The sequence below is a fragment of the Pedobacter sp. Leaf170 genome (assembly GCF_920984665.1).
GTDB lineage: Bacteria > Bacteroidota > Bacteroidia > Sphingobacteriales > Sphingobacteriaceae > Pedobacter.
The window spans coordinates 22062-42610 of the sequence record NZ_CAKLBP010000004.1; the positions used below are offsets into that span (position 1 = coordinate 22062).

At 34.3% G+C, this 20549-nt stretch carries 19 protein-coding genes; all 19 read right to left on the minus strand.

Going from position 1 to position 20549, the window contains the following annotated elements:
- Window positions 1-5: 5 nt before the first annotated feature.
- Window positions 6-2804: a lantibiotic dehydratase gene (locus LUA90_RS10840; RefSeq protein WP_231464528.1), complete on the minus strand. Its 2799-nt coding sequence runs from the start codon at window positions 2802-2804 to the stop codon at window positions 6-8.
- A gap of 121 nt (window positions 2805-2925) precedes the next feature.
- Window positions 2926-3765, minus strand: a complete 840-nt coding sequence (locus LUA90_RS10845; protein ID WP_231464530.1) for a flagellar motor protein MotB — start codon at window positions 3763-3765, stop codon at window positions 2926-2928.
- A gap of 51 nt (window positions 3766-3816) precedes the next feature.
- Window positions 3817-4479 (minus strand): DUF2461 domain-containing protein, encoded by a 663-nt coding sequence (locus LUA90_RS10850; protein ID WP_231464532.1) that lies wholly within the window; start codon window positions 4477-4479, stop codon window positions 3817-3819.
- A 34-nt stretch (window positions 4480-4513) separates the two neighbouring features.
- Window positions 4514-4912 carry a DUF983 domain-containing protein gene (locus LUA90_RS10855; protein ID WP_231464533.1) on the minus strand — a complete coding sequence of 133 codons (399 nt, stop codon included), beginning with the start codon at window positions 4910-4912 and terminating at the stop codon, window positions 4514-4516.
- A gap of 1 nt (window position 4913) precedes the next feature.
- Window positions 4914-5186, minus strand: a complete 273-nt coding sequence (locus tag LUA90_RS10860; RefSeq protein ID WP_231464535.1) for a hypothetical protein — start codon at window positions 5184-5186, stop codon at window positions 4914-4916.
- Window positions 5187-5343: 157 nt separating this feature from the next.
- Window positions 5344-6147, minus strand: coding sequence for a DUF4302 domain-containing protein (locus LUA90_RS10865; RefSeq protein WP_231464538.1), 804 nt, complete (start codon window positions 6145-6147; stop codon window positions 5344-5346).
- 11 nt (window positions 6148-6158) lie between these two features.
- The gene (locus tag LUA90_RS10870; RefSeq protein ID WP_231490989.1) at window positions 6159-7064 is read right to left on the minus strand and encodes a putative zinc-binding metallopeptidase; all 906 of its coding nucleotides are present in this window, start codon (window positions 7062-7064) and stop codon (window positions 6159-6161) included.
- A 2-nt stretch (window positions 7065-7066) separates the two neighbouring features.
- Window positions 7067-8653, minus strand: a complete 1587-nt coding sequence (locus LUA90_RS10875; protein WP_231465747.1) for a RagB/SusD family nutrient uptake outer membrane protein — start codon at window positions 8651-8653, stop codon at window positions 7067-7069.
- 14 nt (window positions 8654-8667) lie between these two features.
- Window positions 8668-9879, minus strand: a complete 1212-nt coding sequence (locus tag LUA90_RS10880) for a hypothetical protein (protein ID WP_370635332.1) — start codon at window positions 9877-9879, stop codon at window positions 8668-8670.
- A gap of 246 nt (window positions 9880-10125) precedes the next feature.
- Window positions 10126-12045, minus strand: coding sequence for a carboxypeptidase-like regulatory domain-containing protein (locus tag LUA90_RS10885; protein WP_231490990.1), 1920 nt, complete (start codon window positions 12043-12045; stop codon window positions 10126-10128).
- Window positions 12046-12336: 291 nt separating this feature from the next.
- The gene (locus tag LUA90_RS10890) at window positions 12337-12879 is read right to left on the minus strand and encodes a DUF420 domain-containing protein (RefSeq protein WP_231465750.1); all 543 of its coding nucleotides are present in this window, start codon (window positions 12877-12879) and stop codon (window positions 12337-12339) included.
- Window positions 12880-12905: 26 nt separating this feature from the next.
- Complete coding sequence (locus LUA90_RS10895) at window positions 12906-13604, minus strand: SCO family protein (RefSeq protein ID WP_231465751.1); 699 nt, start codon at window positions 13602-13604, stop codon at window positions 12906-12908.
- Window positions 13604-13951, minus strand: coding sequence for a cytochrome C oxidase subunit IV family protein (locus LUA90_RS10900; protein WP_231465753.1), 348 nt, complete (start codon window positions 13949-13951; stop codon window positions 13604-13606). The genes LUA90_RS10895 and LUA90_RS10900 overlap by 1 nt, the downstream gene beginning before the upstream one ends.
- 20 nt (window positions 13952-13971) lie before the next feature.
- Window positions 13972-14679 (minus strand): cytochrome c oxidase subunit 3, encoded by a 708-nt coding sequence (locus LUA90_RS10905; protein ID WP_231465755.1) that lies wholly within the window; start codon window positions 14677-14679, stop codon window positions 13972-13974.
- A gap of 31 nt (window positions 14680-14710) precedes the next feature.
- Entirely contained in the window at window positions 14711-15277 is a 567-nt protein-coding gene (locus LUA90_RS10910) for a cytochrome c oxidase subunit 3 (RefSeq protein ID WP_231465757.1), read from the minus strand.
- 18 nt (window positions 15278-15295) lie between these two features.
- Window positions 15296-16204 (minus strand): heme o synthase, encoded by a 909-nt coding sequence (cyoE, locus tag LUA90_RS10915; protein WP_231465759.1) that lies wholly within the window; start codon window positions 16202-16204, stop codon window positions 15296-15298.
- An 11-nt stretch (window positions 16205-16215) separates the two neighbouring features.
- Entirely contained in the window at window positions 16216-17268 is a 1053-nt protein-coding gene (locus tag LUA90_RS10920; protein WP_231465761.1) for a heme A synthase, read from the minus strand.
- A gap of 80 nt (window positions 17269-17348) precedes the next feature.
- Window positions 17349-19229 (minus strand): cbb3-type cytochrome c oxidase subunit I, encoded by a 1881-nt coding sequence (locus LUA90_RS10925; protein ID WP_231465763.1) that lies wholly within the window; start codon window positions 19227-19229, stop codon window positions 17349-17351.
- A 23-nt stretch (window positions 19230-19252) separates the two neighbouring features.
- A complete protein-coding gene (locus tag LUA90_RS10930) occupies window positions 19253-20485 on the minus strand; it encodes a cytochrome c oxidase subunit II transmembrane domain-containing protein (RefSeq protein WP_231465765.1) in 1233 nt (410 codons plus the stop codon).
- Between the last annotated feature and the right edge of the window lie 64 nt (window positions 20486-20549).

Here is a 20549-nt window from a genome sequence, read left to right on the forward strand (position 1 = left end):
CAATATTATTTATTCATCGCTTTTCTACGCTGAACATCTTTTAACAGAAAGTAGTATATAATCATTTCTTGTGTCCGCTGTTCTTTATTAAACAAGCGATTTACATGCATGTGCATTAGATCGCTAAATAACTGGCCTCTTCTCGATTCATCTACACTTTTTAATGTGGATATAAACGATGCTGCAAAACGATTAAACCGTATTTTCTGTTCATCAATTAGACCTTGAATATCCGTTTTGCGATAAATTTGATATTGATTATTTAGTTTCTTAAAGTCTGCAGGTTCTAAATTATGCTCATCATTAAAAGAATCAGACATTAATTTCACAATTTCAGCTATGCGGCTATCTTCTAAAACATTTGAATTTTGAATAATTTCGACGATATCGGCACAATACTTATATTTACTTAAAGCATCTTTATTATCATTTAGAAGGGATATCACATAATCACTATCTGTTTTAAAATGTGTTTCTACCTCTTCAATAATATCGTTACCATAACGCTGAGTTTCTCTTTTATAGATCTTAATCTGTATATCAGAAACCAAACCACTTGCAACATCATCACCCAGATAATCTGAAAATGCTGAAGTGAGCATGTGATTATCTTTTTCATCGTTTAGTTGAATCCTGAACCTAATATGGTATCCATTTTCATTATACCTAATATAAAACCATTTTTTAATGTAGGTATCATATTGTTGAAGAAAGTGTGCTATTGGCCCTGCCAATAAAGCATCAGAACGTTGCTGATGGCAATAAATCTCAAAATACAACCATTCTTTTCCCGGAAGGAAAAATTGCTTTACATTATTTTCTGAAGTTATTGCATAACCATTTACCCCTTGATAAATATTTTCTTCGTGGTAAAGATTTAGAATAATTTGAGCCAAATAAGGTTTATTATGTTCATCAATAACAGCACCATGCGTTGGTAATAACACCTCCTCGAGATAGATTTTATCTTGCTTTTGCATATAAGATTGAAAAGCAAGTAAATCCAAATCATTATCAATATCGAAGCACAATGTTTGGTCGGAAAGGCCACATTTAAAGTATCGGTTTAGCCCAATTAGTTTTAAGTGATTTCTGATTTCATTTACGTTTAGCGATTCGATTTCAACTTTAAAAATTTGCCATTTTTGTTGGGCAATAACAATGTTTTGGTATTGGATTCGTGGATAATATTTTAAATCGGGAAAGAGTTGCTCCAAGAATAAAGTTAAATTGGTTTGAATATTTTGATGCTGCAAATCGCATAATAATCTGAAAACAGATAAATCAGAACGGCTGTAATTATACGCAGAAGCCATTCGTGGTATCAACCGCTTATTCAAACTTCTTGACTTTAAAACAACTTCGTTTCCGTGTACAGAAAGCAAAATATCATCTAATGTTAATGGCTCATCAGAGGTATCAAAATTCAAGATAGACAATTGCTTCCCGTAAACCAGTTTTCTGCGGTTTATGTTGTCAACATTTGTTTCAACCATGTAGGCAACATCGAAAAAAAGTACATCTGGGTTGGCATTTTGTTCAATTTCTGCAACTGATTTGCAATGTGATAGCACCTTATCGGAAGCCAGCGTAAAGCGACCGCTCAAAGCATTTGCAGTGCTGCCGCCTGTTTGGTCTACACAAACTAAATCATCTACCAAGGTTAACAACATGCTAAAGGAATTAGGGATCTTGGTTGGCTGTTCGGCTAAAGTAATCCCAAGTTCATCTAATTGAATAACATTATTCGATTTGAATCCCTCTACAGAAAAGAGTTTTTTAAAATTATCCTTGAGTTTATCAGTCCAATCCCCTTTTTTGGTCAGCTTTTTACCGCGAAATTGAGTAACAAAATCATCATCCTCCCCTGCTTGCTCTAATTCATCGTAACCTACACCCATTTCAGGATCTAACGCCAGTGATAATGGAATTTCCCGCTGCTCAAATTTGGTTCTGAATTTATTTGTGAAATTTGTAAGTGCTTCCTTAACTTCAATCGGCTGAATACGTTGCATTATATTAATCAAACCAGGCACGGCATTAAACTGATTAACATTTATTCCGCCATTAATTACATTTCGTTCAGCAATTAAATATTTAGGTGCTTGTTCTGAAAGATTAAATTCAACCCTTTTAAAATAATCTTCTCCAATTATATTCGGATCAGCTTCGCTAAGTAATAATTGCAGCGATAGCATGTCTTCAAGTAATGAGATTATGTCGTTCCTACCTACCTCATAAGTACTAAGCTCTATTAATAATTGATTTATACGTATAGGATTTTTACATGTTAACAATATTTTATAAACGAAGTCATCCTTATCAATTTCTGCAAGTTCAAATAAGCCATCAGCGCAGGCAATGTATCTTATGCTTGTTGAAGTAAAGTAATAACTGCTATTAGCAAAGATTAAGTAATTGCTTTCCAGCAACTGGTTGATTGAAAACTGTACATTATTTTTTTCCGGCCAATCGATAAATTCATGTATTTTTTGTTGCTCTTTAACAACTATTAGATTTTGACTGGCACTATTAAAACCATTTTCTAAAATGCTAAAACCGGCAAAAGTTCCATAAGGTGTTGAACGAAATTTTGAACGATTAAAATACTTCCAAACCGTAAAAAATATCTTTGGCGATAAACTATCTAAATCTTTAGCCTCTACATCTTTAATGGTTTCGTAAAAAGCTGAAGATGAAATAGAGATTGCTAATTTAAGCTCATCCCAACAATCGGCAAGGTTAGCCAGATAAGAAAATTTCGGTGTTCGAAAAATGATGTTGGGATGTATTTTTAGTTTCATAAAATAGATTTCAGGCGAAAATTACAAAGATTTCATTTAATCTGGCTAGAAAAGGTTGTGATTAATGAATTGTGATCACAAAAAAAGCCCCGATGGCTATCGGGGCTTAAGAATTTTAAGATTACTTTATCAAATTATATAATTCATCTAGTTTTGGAGAAAGAACAATCTCAATCCTTCTGTTTTTACTTCTCGCTTCGGCAGATGTATTTGCACCTAAAGGCTGGAATTCTCCTTTTCCGGTTGCGGTCATCCTTACACTTTCAATTTTTTCATTTTCTGTTAAGTAACGAACAACAGATGTTGAACGCAAAACACTCAAATCCCAATTATCTTTTATCTGTCCGAGATTATTTACTTTTTGATTATCTGTGTGTCCTTCAACAGAAATATTAATTTCAGGTTGTTGCTTTAAAACCTTTGCAAGTTCTGTTAATGCCTGCTTACCTTTTTCATCAATTATTATGCTACCAGAGGGGAATAAAAGTTTATCTGTTAATGAAACATAAACCTTACCGTTTTTAATTTCGACAGTTAAACCACTTTTAGTAAAACCCAACAATGCCTGCTGTAGCTTTTCCTTTAGTTGATTGGTGGCCTCATCACGTTTGCGTAAAACTTCTTCCACTTCTTTCAACCGTTTCTCTCTTGCAGCTAAATCGCCAGATAGTTTAGTTATTTCTGTTGAACTATTATTTTTTAACTTGTTAAAATTTGCGTTTGTTTCAGAAAAACGACCTTGCAAATCACGCAAATCTTCGCCAAGCATTGTAGTATCCTTTTTTAGTTTATTAACTTCTTTCTCCAGATTTTCTATTTTTATCAAACCTTCGTTAAAAGCGGTATAAAGTGAATCTTTAGTACCCAATAAAGCTTTATACTTTTTTGGAGAAAGCACTACGCATGATGTTAGTGATGAAGCTAAAAGAAAGAGCGCAAAGGCAAAAAATGTATTTTTCATTATTGTTTTGTGATTATAAGTCGCAATTTAACTTTTAAATTCATTGAAAAACTATTGTTCTATAGCATTGCGTAAAAATGCAACTAATGGATTAACCGTAGTAAAAGAACTTATTAACTTATTAACGATTGTTGGCTTCAAAAACTCCTCATCAGGTATTTCCGTTGTGGCTTCAAAGCTTTTCAATTTTAAAAATTCGATATTCGGATCTGCAGGGTCATAGCCTTTAGGTGCGTTCTTAAGGGCATTCGCTGTACCTAATTTGAAATTCTTTTTAAAACTTTTGTCAGTTATAATCTTTTCAAAATCGCCAAAATTGTAATCTATTTCTTGTCTGATAAGTTTTAAATGTTCTGCTTCGGGCATCCAGTAACCACCAGCTATAAAATTTTTACCTGGTTGAATGTGCAGGTAATAACCAGGCCCATTGGCACCTTTGTTTTTTGCAGAAAACCAAATACCAAAGTTGTTTTTGTATGGGTCTTTATTTTTGCTGAAACGTACATCACGGTAAATCCTTAATAAAGATTTTTTCGGATCAGTTTCTGAAGAAATTAAAGGATCAATTTTAGAAAGTTCGGGAATTATCTCCGCTACCAGATTTAAAACATCTGTTTTTGCATCTTCATAACGATGCTTATTCTCAGCAAACCATTCTCTGTTATTATTATCTGCAACATCTTTAATAAAAGCAAGGGTATCTTTTTTTAACATATCTGATTTTTAAGAGAAAACTATGATAGCAATGTTAAGGATTATCGTAATAAGGTTTATATTTTATATTAGGCGATAGTATGTGGAGGAGTAGAATTCTTGAATACCGATAATTAAATGGATAAAAGATAAAACATCCACTAAAGATGGTGATTAAGTAGGTCCAGAAATTTTCGTCTTTTAATGTACCCACAACCAGATAGGTAATGAAACTCACGGTAAGCATTTCTATTACATTCATCGCATAGCTTACATACATTGCAGCATAAAAATATCCAGGCTCAATTTCTATTCTTTGGCCGCAATGCGAACATACTTCTTTAGTGTGCTGAATGTTAAAACCATACATGCTGCCTGTAAATATATCGCCTCTGCGACAATGGGGGCATTTTGCATGAATGATAGCATACAATTTAGAAGTTTTCACAGCCATCTTAATTAAGATTTATTGGCTCAGACTTCATATTAAGTGTCACATTTTTTTTGCGGTATTTTTTATACCAGATAATGCCAACAACTGTGGCAAGTAAATATGGAATAACCAATAAATAAATTACACCGGTATTTAAACCTGCAGCCTGCGTGTTGCCATTTTTTACACCTTGCTCAGCATTAATTGTACACATAGCACATTGAGCTTGTACATCAATGGCAAATAGCAACAAAAACGCAGTTGAAAATAGGATAAAACTCAATGTCTTTTTCATCACAACAAATATAATGATAAACGAATGGAGGGTCGCAAAAATTATGTCATAAAAAACCCTCATTCTTTTAGAATGAGGGTAAAATTTAAATATAATATGATTTTTGTTTGATAAATCCTACGAATTGGTAAGCTATTTTAATTATTGTTTAAGACAATTAGAATATAGGCACCAATTTTATTGTTGCAGCATCATTTGTATAATATCCGTTAGGATAGCCCGTTGTGGCTGGTTTAAAGGTTAATTCTTTAAAGCTTACACCATTTACGACAACTGGTGATAATAATTCTAAACCTGTAGTTGTTACTCTGAATGAATAAATCGCGTTTAAAGATTCAAGTTCCATAAACCATCCAAATTCAAGATTTATATTTCCAGTTGCTGTTTCAAACCTATAAGATTTTGGCGCATAATATCTTTGCCACGCGGTTTTGTAAGCGCTAATAACTGTTGTAGGATTAGCTGGCATAGGAACCATAACAATTTTTGTACCCCGCTTTCTACCTTTTAAGATAACAGAATCAGGATCAGCTTTTGTAACTAAAAACTCAAAATCTCCACCTAAACCACCATCATTACTAACTAAACCTGTTATTGCACCAGGAGCAGCAAAATATGCTAAAATAGAATTGTAGGTATCAAAAGTTAGTATTGGACCAGCCCCTGGGTACACCTTATAGGTGCTGGTTACATTGCTTGAAGTATAATCACCCTGAACATTCACATCCGTAGCCGAAGAAAAATTCATAAACAAATTTACGCCACCATATGGTGCATTAGTACCCGGGTAATACTGCATAATCCAACCATTAGGTTTACTTTTTAAAATGGTTTGTGCATTCAATACAGCCGCGTTTAATCGCTCTGTTGGGCTATCTTCAAATATCCTATCTTTCTTCTTATCGCAAGCAGCGAATAAAAGCATACCTGATATTAAAACTAAAAAATAATTTCTTTTCATTATATAATTTCTTATAAAGTTGTCTGATCAAATGTGCCTAAATTGGCTTTCCTGTTTACGATATTGGCTCTTAATACATCCATATCAATATTCCAAACCGTTTGCATATAGTTTTTTACCAGCACCAATTTGTTATTGATAATAGTTCTACCTGCAGGAGTGCTACCGGTGACATTTAACATTGCGTTAAATTGTGTTGCAGACAAGGTAATGTAGAAAGAAAATAATTCTGCAAAATCTTCCTTATCGCCACCACTTGCATAAGGAGAGATAAAACCCGCAGCTATTGCAGCTCCAATGCCTGTCGCATTATTCGGATATATAGTATTCCAAACATCATCAACGTAAGCTGTTCCGGAGATTGTTCTAAAACTCGACGGAAAATCAGTCGTTTGATTTAAGATATGCTGAAATTCGTGATGAATAGTATGGAAGTAGCTATCCGTTAAAAAGTCGGCATTAACACCTGTTGTAGCATTAAGTGCATTTACTTCATAAAGCGTTATTTTCTTTGCGCCTTCTGCTGTACCTAAAATCCTAGTTCCATTATTATTATAGGCAGCTGTACCAATAAAGTTGATTAGTTTTGGGAAATAACGCTTGATAAAAGCTTTGCTTCCTGTTACATCATCATAAGGTTCGAAACCTAAATATTTAAATAATTTTGTTAATCGAACAGAACTATTATAACTCGCCGGAACCAGATTATAATTCAGATTAGATTCCTTATCTACATACTTATACAAAATATCTACGTTATAATTTAGTATATAGTTATTATAAATATAATTATCTAAAGGGTTTTTCTCAGTTGATGAATCAACAAAAACGCTGCTTGAATCTAATTTTTCCTTTTTACAAGCGCTTGTAATTAATACGCCTGAAAGTAGAAGTATATAAAATTTATTGTATTTCATAATTATCGAGGATTAGGGGTTAAACCTGAACTTATAACATCTTGTGGTAGTTGTAATGCTCTCCTGTTGTCTCGTACGGTTAATGTATTTGTACTTATCGGTCCTACAGCATTTGCAACAATTGTTCTTCTGGTAATTTCAATACCATAACGTTTCACATCAAACCAACGCAAGCCAGTGTGTAGTGTTTCTACCCTTCTGTAAAATAGAACTGCATGAAGCATATTTTCTTGTGTACCAGTTTCTATTGTATATTCAGAATTAAATTTCTTCTTACTTGTAGATACTGCTGCAGTTGAATATGCTCGTCCATTGGCCCAATTGTTAATCATTGCCTCAGTCAAAACAGGATTTGTATTATAGGTATTATTAAGAAAAAGTTGCATATCGGCGATAGCAGCTGAGTAGTTTTTCAAATGAATGTTTGCTTCAGCTCTGGTTAGTAAGGCTTCCTCTGCAGTAAATGCTGTGAATACTCCGTGAGCATAGCCTATGCCTGCAACCGGATCTGTGTACTCAAATTGGTAGGAAGCATGTGGCAATAATACTTTATCCAAATTAGCTCCAGAATAAGTGTATGTACGAATTCTGTAGACTGGAACTGCAGTTCCATAGTTAAAGTGCGGTGTCAGTGATGATAAGATAGTTTCTTGCCTAGCAATGTAATTACCGTGTGAAAATCTACTACCAGTATAATAATTTCCGAAAATAGTGCCAATGGCTGATGCTGGTGTACTGATTAAAAAATTTGCCTTAATATTACTAGAATTGTATTCTCTGGTCATATTGGCAAAAACTGCACTAAAACTTGAAAGTGTTGTCCAATCTCTTAAATAGGCCGATGGCGAATTATTAAATGAAGCAGTAGAATAAGTTACAGCCTTTGCCCAATCTCCTCTATAAAGAAATAACCTTGCAGCAAATGCATTTGCTGCAGATTTATTAAAATGATATTTTGCCGCATTTGCATTTGAATATGAGGCATCGTTTATTAATGGTAAACCTTCTTCAATATCCTTAATCATAAAATCATAAACTTCTGCTACAGTATTTCTTTGATATTTTGGATTGAGAGTAGTTTCAGATTTGGTCATATAGGTTATGCCTAAATCAGTTGCAGATTTAGTTGGCGAATAATGTTGAGCAAATACATTTACCAAAATAAAGTGACCGTAAGCTCGAGCTACCAAAGCCTCACCTCTTTGTGCAGAAAGCGAAGCTGGATTTCCTTGGGCTTCTATAGCAGCTAACGCGGCATTAGCGCTAGCTATAGCGCTATAACAAGAACCCCACAATCTGTCTATTCCATCATTAGACGTTTCTGTTACATCTTCCCATTTAAACAACTGCTGACTAATTCTATCGCTATAGGGATTTGATTCGCCGTAATCATCCACATTATCTGATGATAGCTCGGTTGCTAAAACGTAAGAATTTTGAGGGTAGGCTGATACTAACATTTTGGAAATTTTTTCCGTGTTGTCTAGCTCTGCTCTATTATCTGGCAATTCATCAAGGTATTTTTTACAAGAAGAAATACTTAAGATTGTAATTGCACTAATGGCTATAAATAAATATTTATTTTTCATTTTCAATTCAATAATTAAAATCCAACTCTTAAAGTCAATGTGTATTGTTTTGGAATTGGCAGGGCTACACCACCAGCATTTACAAATTCCGGGTCCTGACCATTTAATTGTTTATCAGCATATATAAGCCATAAATTTGTGGCATTTAAACGTAAGCTTGCTGCCGCAATTCCAATCTTTGCAAGCCCATTTTTTGGAAAATCATAGGATAGTGATATGTCTTTTAATCTGACAAAATCACCTTTAGCTACATTTGCTGTAGAATAATTATAAGAATTGTAGGCAATTCTATAATTAGCATCGTTTCTTAAATATCTGGTATCTAAAATTACCGGTATGTTAGTCTTCAACTCATCACCGGGTACCGTCCAGGCATCAAAAAACTCTCTCGTATTGGCATCCAAATCGCTATATCCTGTTTTAAAAGCTGGATCTAAGCGAACAACATTTCCGTATGAATACGTTACAAAAACATTTAATTTAAATGCTTTGTAAGCGAATATATTCCCAAAACTTCCTAAATGAGTTGGTTCCAAAGTTCCTTCATATTTTAAGAAATCTACTTTGTCTCTATTTTGAAGATAAACTCCAGAAACAGTTGTGGAGCCATCGCTATTGGTGAAACGTGGTAATCCATCGCTTTGCAAGCCTACAAATGGAATAGAGAATAAAGAACGGGCAGCATAACCCTGCAAACCATATCCCCTGCCAGTAATTAAATCAATTACTCTCGCATTATTTTCAGATTGAGTTATTTTATTGGTAGTATGTGTATAGATGAAGTTAGATGTCCAGGAGAAGTCGCCCTTTTTGATAATCGTTCCGGCAACACTTACTTCGATACCACTAGATTTCATATCAGCCACATTACCATATTTAGTAATTTCCCCACCTAATCCCTGCGTATTCACTATCCCTATTAAATCGAAATTATTTCTTTTGTAATAATCAACATCAACAGCTAATCTATTTTTGAATAAGCTAAAGCTAGTACCTAAATTTAATTCATGTTTCTTCTCATATGTTAGCTCTGAATTCTCTAAATCATCTAATTCTAAACCTGTTTCTCTGTCTGCAGCTGTTGGTCTCCAAGGGTTATAACTCGGGTAAATTGCCTGAGAATTTGTTACATAACTTGGGCCTCTGTTTGCCGATAAACCATAAGAGGCTTTAAATGTTAAACTGGAGAATGGTGTATTCAGTTTTTGGAAGAAGTCTTCCTGCATTACATTCCAAAGTCCAGATACACTCCACGTAGGTAACCATCTCGCTGTTCTTGATTTACCTAAACGATTGCTACCCTCATATCTACCAGTAGCTTTGATGGTATATTTATTATCAAAAGTGTAAGCACCTTCACCAAAGAATGCAACCTCTTTACTTCGGGTGTTGCCAACTCTAAAATATTCAGTATTTTCTTCTGAAGCTCTTTTGAATATACGGTAATCGGTAAATGGAATTTCTCCTAACCCTTATTGTAAACCCCAACCCCTATTCCAATTATTATTTCTGGTAATAGAACTTAATGTAGAACCAGTTACAAAATCAACTGTATGTTTTTCGGCGAAAGTTTCGTTATACTGAGCAGTAAAGCGGAAATCATCACTTGTCATTTTGTAATCTGTACGATTATAAATACCACCCGCAGGTAGAATAGTTACCGGTATAGCATATAAAATACTTGGATCTGTATATAAATAAGGATTAGCATCTCTTATAATAGTTGTACCCATTGCTCTGTAAGCCATTGCTTGGTTAGACTCATCCTTTATGTAGTGCTGTTGCGATGTTTGCTGATATCTAGTAGAAGCTAAAAAGCCGAAATCTAAAGTTTTTAATGCCTTCCATTTTAGTTCGCCTTGAAATTTAACATCTGCAACATTTACATCCATATAATTATTTTCCATTTCTTTCAAAATATTAAATGGAGCATAATTTCTTGTATATATTTCTTTAGGATCTAATGTTCTTGATGAATTTAATGCGTAAGAGAAGGGGTTAATATCAAAATCACGACCAACAGTACCAAAAACAACATCAGTTGATTGCCCTAATGTACCTGGAGCTCTTTGGTCTCTGTAAGAACCATTAGATAGGAGTGTTAGCTTTAAATTGTTTCGAAGGTTATACGTAGCATTAAAATTTGCAGTATATCGTTTAAACTTGCTTTGCTTTGACCATCCTGGATCAGTAATAGCACTTAACGAGGCATAATATTGAGCCTTCTCCGAACCTGAAGTGATGCTCACTGAATGGTTTTGAGCAATATTAGTGCTAAACAACTCACTAAACCAATCTGTATTTCTGTATTCAGCCTCTCTTAAATAGGCATTTTTTGCAGCTTCAGTATTTAAGAGTTGTCCAGAATTGATTAATTGAAACATTTTGCCATAAACACCACTACTTGCTGCGTTTGATACACTAGAATTGTTTAACCATCCTCTCTGTTCCAACATTTGATAAACACCCATTTGCTCTTGGGAATTCATGATGTTATAGTTATTATACGATGGTGTAGCACGAGTTGTTAATTCAGAAACATAATTTAGCGAACTAACGCCATTCTTACCTCTTTTTGTTGTGATTACAATAACGCCTCCCATACCTTTGGCGCCATATATTGACGTTGCTGCACCATCTTTTAAGACCTGAAAGGATTCAATATCATTTGAGTTTAAACCACCAACAGCAGAACTGATTAATGTTAATGCATCTCCAGATGAAAGTGCATCAGAACTTACATCTGCCACATCTTCTAAAATTACACCATCAACAACCCAAAGTGGTTTTGAACTTCCAAAAATTGAGGTGGCTCCACGAACTCTAATCTTAGGCGCTGTACCAAAGGTTCCTGTAGTGTTTTGTACAACAACTTCAGCAACTCTACCATCCAACATTCTACTTGGATCAGGCAAGCCGCCAATCTCAGCATCAGTAACTTTTAGGTTTGAGGTAGCTCCTGTAAATGTTCTCTTATCCACCTTAGTACCCATACCGGTTATTACAATTTCATTTAATTGATTGGCATCTTCCTGGAGTGAAACATTAATTGTAGATCTACCATTTACAGATATTTCGATGCTTTTATAGCCTACTGACGAAACAACTAAAATAGCACCATCTTTCACTTTAATTTGATATTCACCGTTACCATTAGAAGAAACTGCATTTTTTGTTCCCTTTTCTTTAATGCTAACACCAGGCATCGGATTTCCATCCTTCTTATCAGTTACCTGCCCTTTGACTAAAAAGTCTTGTTGAATTTTAAAATCCGCATGATTGTTATACTTAATTGATGCATGCGCATTTGTGGTAGTAAGAGTGAATAAGTAAAGTAACCCGAGTAGGCCATACCGCAATCTTACTACAAATTGGTTGTAGATTTTCTGCATAGAAATTGGTTAATTTTTGTTTAAGCAGAAGCTAAATAAAACAGGATGGCCAAGCCAAAGAATGGGTTTAGCGAATTAAGAGCAACTAGATAATAAATAGTTAGTTAATAAAATTATCAGGGGACAATTTTTTTCAAAAATATAATTTTATTCCATATATCTCTAAAATTTTGAATTTAAATTTTTAGAGTGGTATGAATATAATTATTTATAATAGATGATAAGATTTTTCAATAATCAAAAAAGCCCCTGATATATTCAGAGGCTTTAATAATCTTATTAATACTTTTTTTAATACTGATAATATGGTGAAATCATTAAATAAACAATTACACCTGTTACAGCAACATACAACCACATTGGATAGGTAATTCTGGCTAATTTTCTATGTTTATCAAATTTCTCGGCAAGTGCCCTTACGTATGTAAATAAAACAAATGGAATGATAATTACCGAAAGGCAAATGTGTGTTATCAGAATAAAATAATAAACATACCTGATAATTCCAGTTCCGCCGAACTTTGTACTATCAGCTGTCATGTGATAGGCAACGTACATTGCCAAAAAAGCAACAGACAAACAGATTGCAATTTTCATTAGGTTTTCGTGGCGTTTACGTTTACCATTTTTTATTGCAGAAACTGCTAACACCAATACTATCGCAGTTAAACCATTTACTGCTGCGTATATTGGTGGCAAAAAACTCAGTGGTTTAACATCATAACCTAACTTCTTTAAATTTACGCCAAACAATAGCGCAACAACAAGTGGTATTGCAACCGATAGTACAATAATCCATTTATTATATTTCTTTTCTATAGAATTATCACTCATGATTTTTTTTCAGATAATTTTATTGCTTATCTCCCATCTTTTATATTTCTCAATTCTTCAGCTACCAAAACTTTAATTTCATCATCGAGTTTAGATAAAGCTTCAGCATTTGTAGCTTCATAATATCCACGTATCCTTCTATGATTATCAATTAAAAGAATCTGGTTTCCGTAAATGAATTTAGGCTTGCCGTCTTTATTGTGATAAATCATATCTAACAATAAACTTCTACGGATAAATGGATAGGTTCTTAAAGTATCGCCACTTAAAAAATCCCACTTACCAGGTTTGGCATTTAACGAATCTGCTAGCGGTTTAAGATTTTTAGGGTTATCGTTCGGGTCTACTGATAGGCTTAAAAAACGTATTAATGAATTTCTTTGGTAGCCTTCTTCTATCTTCTGGATATTTGTATTTATTTCTTTAACTGAACTAGATTTGTAGAACAGATTTAAAACAACGATTTTATCTTTTAAAGGAACCCAATTTATGGTTTCATTTTCTTGATTTACCAAGCTAAAATCTTCAACAGTGTGGTATATCGTATCAGGTATTTTTTTTCCTCTAACGGTATGAAAAGTTGATGCAACCTTTTTACCGCCAAAAATTGGTAAAGTTTTATACCTGTTTTTTGCGAATTGAGGTAAAAGGTAAAAAAACAAAAATCCCGGTATAGCTAATATGCTTACCAGGATTAATGTCTTCTTTATTGAAAATCTTCTCATTAAAAATTGGGTGTATGGTGGAATAAGAATCCACCTTCAATCAACATTAAAACTAAGAAGTAAATAATAAAGATAAATGTTACTGTTAGTGCAAGTTGTAAACCAAGTTTCTCATATTTAAGGTGCATAAAGTATGCAACAATATAAAATGCTTTTAATAAAGTTAAGGCGATGTAAACAAAGTTACCAACTGCATGAGACATGTAGTGATTAGGTAAAACCCAAAGCGCAATAATAAACTCAATAACTGTGATTAACAATAATATTCCAAAAACCTTCCAGATTTTTCCTTTGCTTAGACCCACGTGTTCTTCGTGGCCTTCTGTATGTGAGTGATTTTCTGACATGATAATATTTTATAAACTAATTAAACCAAATAGAAGAATGTAAATACAAACACCCATACTAAATCTACGAAGTGCCAATATAAACCAACTTTTTCAACCATCAAATAATGACCTCTTTTTTCAAACGTTCCGTTGATGGTCATAATTAAAATGATTATATTAATGATAACACCACTAAATACGTGAAAACCGTGGAAACCAGTTATTGTAAAAAATAAGTTTGAAAACTGCTGAGCCGACACTAGAGAAACATCACCAGAAAACAAATGTTTTAAAGTTTCCATTGGAGGAATTTTACCCCAACCAAAACCTTCGTGGAATAAGTGCGTCCACTCTAAAGCCTGACAACCCAAGAACATAAATCCACCAATGATAGTTGCAATCATCCAGCCTATTACTTCTTTTTTTGAATTTCTATGTCCTGCTTCTACAGCTAATACCATCGTGACAGAACTCATAATCAAAATGAATGTCATGATACCAACGAATACTAATGGTGCTCCATGATCCATAACACCAGGAATTGATTGAAAAACCAAATCCGGATCAGGCCATGTTAATTTTGAAAAACGCTGAGAACCATAGTATATCAACAGCGATGAAAATGTAAAAGCATCTGATAAGAGGAAAAACCACATCATGATTTTACCATATTCTACTGACCAGGGCGAACGACCACCACTCCATGGTCCTGTTTTAACGTGATCTAATTGTGATACTGAATTCATTTGGAAATAGTATAATAGTTTGTTAACAAATTTAACGGTTCAAAAGTAAAAAAACATACAGATATATCCATAATATATCTATAAAATGCCAAAAAATAGAAGTTATTTCCATACGGAATTTATTTTTTGACAATGGAATATTTTTATAACTACCCACTAAACTGCTGATTATAAAACCTAAACCAGCAATAATATGGAATAAGTGCATTAACGGCACTACATAGATAAATGATATTGCAGCATTGTTTCCTACAAGAGTTGCTCCGGTTTTAACCATGCTTCCCCATGCCACAAACTGCATAAAAGCAAATCCGAAAGCTAAAATCATTGTTAGCCACAACATTTTACGTTGCAATTGGAAATTTAATTTTCTTAATGCTCTTGATGCTAATGTTAGCGTAACACTACTGGCAATAATAATTAATGTACTGTAAATAAAAGCATCTGGTAAAACTAAACCATGCCCCTTACCTTTTGATGCAGCGAATACCAGATAGTAACTGGTAAAACCGCCAAACATAATTGTAGATGAAACGACAAAAAGCCATACTACAAATTTCTTTGGCCTTGGGTCGAATATATCTTGTGTATTTTCCATTGTTAAAATCATAAATAATTATTTTGCAATAAAGTCAAACAATAAAACCAACTGTACTGCCGGGATATAAAAAAATGAGCAGAACATTACTTTCTTTGCATCTGCTAACTCTCGGTTTACCAACAATTTGAAAGCCAAATAGCTAAATATTGCGCCAGCAATTATTGATATGACTGCTATAAAATATCCGCCAAAACCATATATTATTGGTAACAAACTTACCGGTATCAGGATAAGCGTGGTTATAAATGTAAATAGTGCCGAAGTCTTATCTCTTTTCTTAGTTGGCAATAACCTAAACCCGGCTTTCTTATAATCATCATCCAAAACCCAGGCAATAGCCCAAAAATGTGGAAATTGCCATACAAACTGAATCAGGAATAATATAACTGCAATTTTATAATCTATATCTAAAAACAAATCCGACTTTAAGCTTCCAAATGCTGCAAGGTAGCCAATAAGTGGTGGTAATGCACCAGGTATAGCACCAACAAAAACAGCAATTGGCGATTTACGTTTTAATGGTGTATAGGCAAAAGCATAAAGTAAAATTGAGAATACAGATAATAAACCAGTTTCTAAATTTAAATGACCTAAAAGCCATGTGCCTAAAAAGGCCATAAAAACGCCTAAAACCAAACCTTGGCCTGTGGTCATTCTACCAGCAGGCATTGGTCTATCCTTCGTTCGGCTCATTAACTTATCCAAGTCAACCTCTATAATTTCATTAAAGCAATTTGCAGCAGCTGTTACAAGAAAGCCACCAGCAATTAAAATTAACCAGTTTTGCCATTCAATTGACGGAATGTTTCCTCGGCCAACTTGCATTTTCTGCCCAATTAAAAAAGAAATTGACGCAGAGAACACTACCGTAAAAGACAGTCTAAACTTAACTAGTTTTGAGAAATCTGAAATAAACTGCTTCAATATTATTAATGTTATTGTTTATATGTTTTTGTTCGGTAAACCAACAAATACAAATAAAACTGTAAGCTAAATAGCATTGTAGAAAATAAAATATGCAATGCTTGTGCAACCGGTGGTAAAGAAATATAGGCCAGGGCAAATCCACTTAAAAGTTGGATTGCCAAAGTAACCAAGATAAATCTTGCCGTTAACAAAGGCGCTGCTTTTCCGCTAAATCTATCTATTACCATTTTATATATAACGCCATTGGTAATTACTACCAGAATAGCAAAATCTCTATGATAAGAAAAAATGCTACCAACTTTTGAAACCCAAAGGTCGCGGGAAATTAAAGATTTGGCAATAACATCAATTGCTTCCCTAACTTCAGTTCCTAATACAATTTGTATAATACTAACCGCGAGCGTAAAAAATAAAAATCCTTTTAACCAGGCTATGCGATACATAATTACCGATGGTTCTTTATGTAGTTGTTTGGCATAGCTATACGTGTAAATAGAAATGGCCAAAAGCACCAATGCCAAAAGCATGTGCGCTGTAACCACCCATTGCATTAAGTTTGTAGAAACAACTATAGAACCCAGCCAGGCCTGATAACCAACAACAAATATATTAACTATACTCAGTAGCATTATTCTTTTAGCAGACTTCCTGTAAGTAAAAGAAAAAACTGCTGTTAACAGTAAGAAGATACCGGCAAGCACACCAACTAAACGATTGATATATTCTGTCCAGGTTTTTGAAGGATTAAATTCCTCAGGAACAGTAATAGATTTATCATGCCTGATACTATCTGCCAATTCCATTTTACCCAAGCTCTCTAAATATTTAGCAAATTTTTCATTCTTTTTCAATCTGCCGGCCACATATTTTTCTTTATAGTCTGCAGGTAGTTGAGAAACATCGGTTGGTGGTATGTATCTATCAAAACATTTAGGCCAATCCGGACAGCCCATGCCAGAGCCTGTACTGCGTACAATACCACCGGCAAGTATAACCAATAACGTAACGATAATGGTTATAAAATTTATCCTGATAAAACGTTGTTCTGATCTGCTGATCATATCTATTTTAAGATGAAAAGGGTATCCGGATAAGCAGAAACTTAATCAGATACCCTTTAAAATTTGCTAAAGCTATCTAACTAGCCCTTATTTTCTGTCACAGGATTGGCAAGTTCCCAATCTTGTTGTATTTTTTCTGCTTCAGTATTTCCTTCAAAATCATGAGGTAAATTAGATCTCATTGTTTGAGAGAAAGGAACAGTTTGAGGAATGAAATCTTCATCATGACCAGGTTTGCTATAGTCATACGGCCATCTGTAAACCGTTGGAATTTCACCAGGCCAGTTACCATGTAAATGTTCAACTGGTGCAGTCCATTCTAATGTATTTGATTCCCATGGATTTTGAGGTGCAACTTTACCTTTGAAGATTGAGTAGAAGAAGTTCCATAAAAATGCTACCTGAGCTAGTGCTGCCATAATAGCAGCCCAAGTTACAAATACGTTAACCGTTAACCATTTCTTCATGAATTCAAATTCAGTAAATGCATAGTAACGACGTGGAACGCCATCTAAACCTAAAAAGTGTAATGGGAAGAACACTAAATAAGCTGCAATAAATGTTAGCCAAAAGTGTAAGTAACCAAGTTTCGCATTCATCATACGACCAAACATTCTTGGAAACCAATGATAAACACCAGCAAGCATACCGAAGATAGCTGCAGAACCCATTACCAAATGGAAGTGGGCCACTACGAAATACGTATCGTGTAAATTAATGTCTAATGAAGCATTACCTAAGAATAATCCTGTTAAACCGCCAGAGATAAAGAATGATACTAAACCGATAGCAAATAACATTGCCGGAGTGAAACGAATGTTACCTCTCCATAATGTAGCCAAATAGTTAAATGTTTTTACTGCTGATGGAACCGCAATAATTAATGTTGTAATCATGAATACGCCGCCCAATAAAGGATTCATACCCGTTACAAACATATGGTGACCCCAAACGATAAACGAAAGTACGGTAATACCGATTAGAGAGTAAACCATCGCATGGTAACCAAAAATTGGTTTACGTGAATTTACCGAAATAACTTCTGATGAGATACCCAATGCAGGCATAATTACAATATATACCTCCGGGTGACCTAAGAACCAAAATAAGTGTTGCCATAAAATCGGAGAACCACCTTCGTTAGGTAAGATATTTGTACCCATAACAATATCAGACAAGTAAAAACTTGTTCCGAAACTACGGTCGAAAACTAAAAGTACCACACCAGCAACCAATACCGGGAATGATAAGATACCCAATATCGCTGTTAAGAAGAATGCCCAGATTGTTAAAGGCATTTTCCATAAATCCATACCTTTAGTACGCATGTTTAAAATTGTACTTACGTAATTAATACCACCCATTAATGATGATGCTACGAAAAGTACCATACTGATTAACCACATCGTCATACCCATTCCAGAACCAGGAATTGCTGTAGGCAAAGCCGATAATGGAGGATAAACTGTCCAACCACCAGAAGCTGGTCCGGTTTGTATAAAGAATGAAGCCATCATTATCACACAGGCTGTAAAGAAAAACCAATATGAAAGCATGTTTAAGAATGGCGATGCCATATCTCTGGCTCCAATTTGTAATGGAATTAACAAATTACTGAAAGTACCACTTAAACCTGCGGTTAACACAAAGAATACCATGATGGTACCGTGAATGGTTACTAATGCTAAATAGAAATCAGATTTAATACGACCACCTTCAGCCCATTTTCCTAAAAATGTTTCTAAGAAAGGGAAACTTTTATCTGGCCATGCTAATTGAATACGGAATAAAATTGATAGACCCATTGCAATAACCGCCATAATAATACCGGTTACTAAAAATTGCTTCGCAATCATTTTGTGGTCCATACTGAAGATATACTTTGAAATCAAAGTCTCCTTATGGTGCCCGTGATCAGCGTGATCGTGATTGTGTTCGTCGTGTAATGCTATTGTTGACATAATTCTTTTCGCTCTTCGGTATATTATTTATTTAAAGCCATTTGGTTTGTTTTAACAGCTGCAGAATCTGTAGCTATCGAATCTGAACCTGCTTCTACAGGTTTAGGTGCCACTGGCAAATTAAATTGTTTTCTTAAATCATCATTTAAGTAAGGTTTTTGCTCTGCAATCCACTCATCATATTCCTTTTGAGAAACTACACGTACAACCTTTTGCATGTTGTAGTGACCAGAACCGCAAATTTTTGCGCAATAAAATAAGTACTTAAAATTTGGATCGTTAGTTTTTTGCTGCATCTCTGCAGTGGTAATGGTTGGTGTAAATTCAAAGATAGTTTGCATACCCGGTACAGTGTTTAACTGTACTCTAAAGTGTGGCAGGTAAAAACTGTGAATAACATCTTTACTCATTAAAAGCAACTTAACTGATTTTCCAACCGGAATAACCATTTCATCAGCCATTAAATCGTCACGAGATTTTAAATCTTTAAAATCTATACCTAAAGTATTTGAAGCAGTAGTTAATTTATAGTTTTTCTTACCTACAACACCATCTGCACCAGGATAACGGATTGACCATTTGAACTGCTCTGAAGTAACTTCAATTTGAAGTGGTTTGTTATTTGGGTCTTCAACTTTATAAAAAATTGATCTCCAGGTTAAGAAACCCATTAACACTAATACAGTTAAAACTAATGCCGGAACAATTGTCCAGATTTTTTCGATTGTATTATTGTGAGGATAATAATATGCTTTTCTCTTTGCAGAATATTTATAAACGTAAGAAAACCCGAATAATAAAATGTGAGTTACTACAAAAACAATCGTTGTGATAATTAACGTTAGGTTAAACATCTTATCAATACGTTCTCCATGTACTGATGCTGCATCTGGTAACAACATTGCACCGTGTACTGTATATTCCCAATACACACCATACAATCCTAAAACTAAGAACAATGCAAATAAACTTGCATGAACCCTGTTCCAGTTAATACCTACGGGTTTACCTTGTGCTTCGCGGCTTAATTCATAAACTCTTATGGCTTTACCCACAATAGCAATGAATAAACATATGGCCAGGAATACCAGTACATAAAAAATTACTGATTTGTAAACCTCACCCATATCAACTTTCGGTGCCGCGGCAGCTCCTGCTGCTGCATCTTGCGCAAATACGCTCGTGTTAGCAAAAACAGTAAGTAATACTGCTAAAGCTGCGGTCGTTTTATTCGTGATAAACTTTCTTAAACTCATTTTCTTAAAAGTAGTACGCTGTACTTCTATATAATAATTAAATATTCGCTATTGTAAACATCAA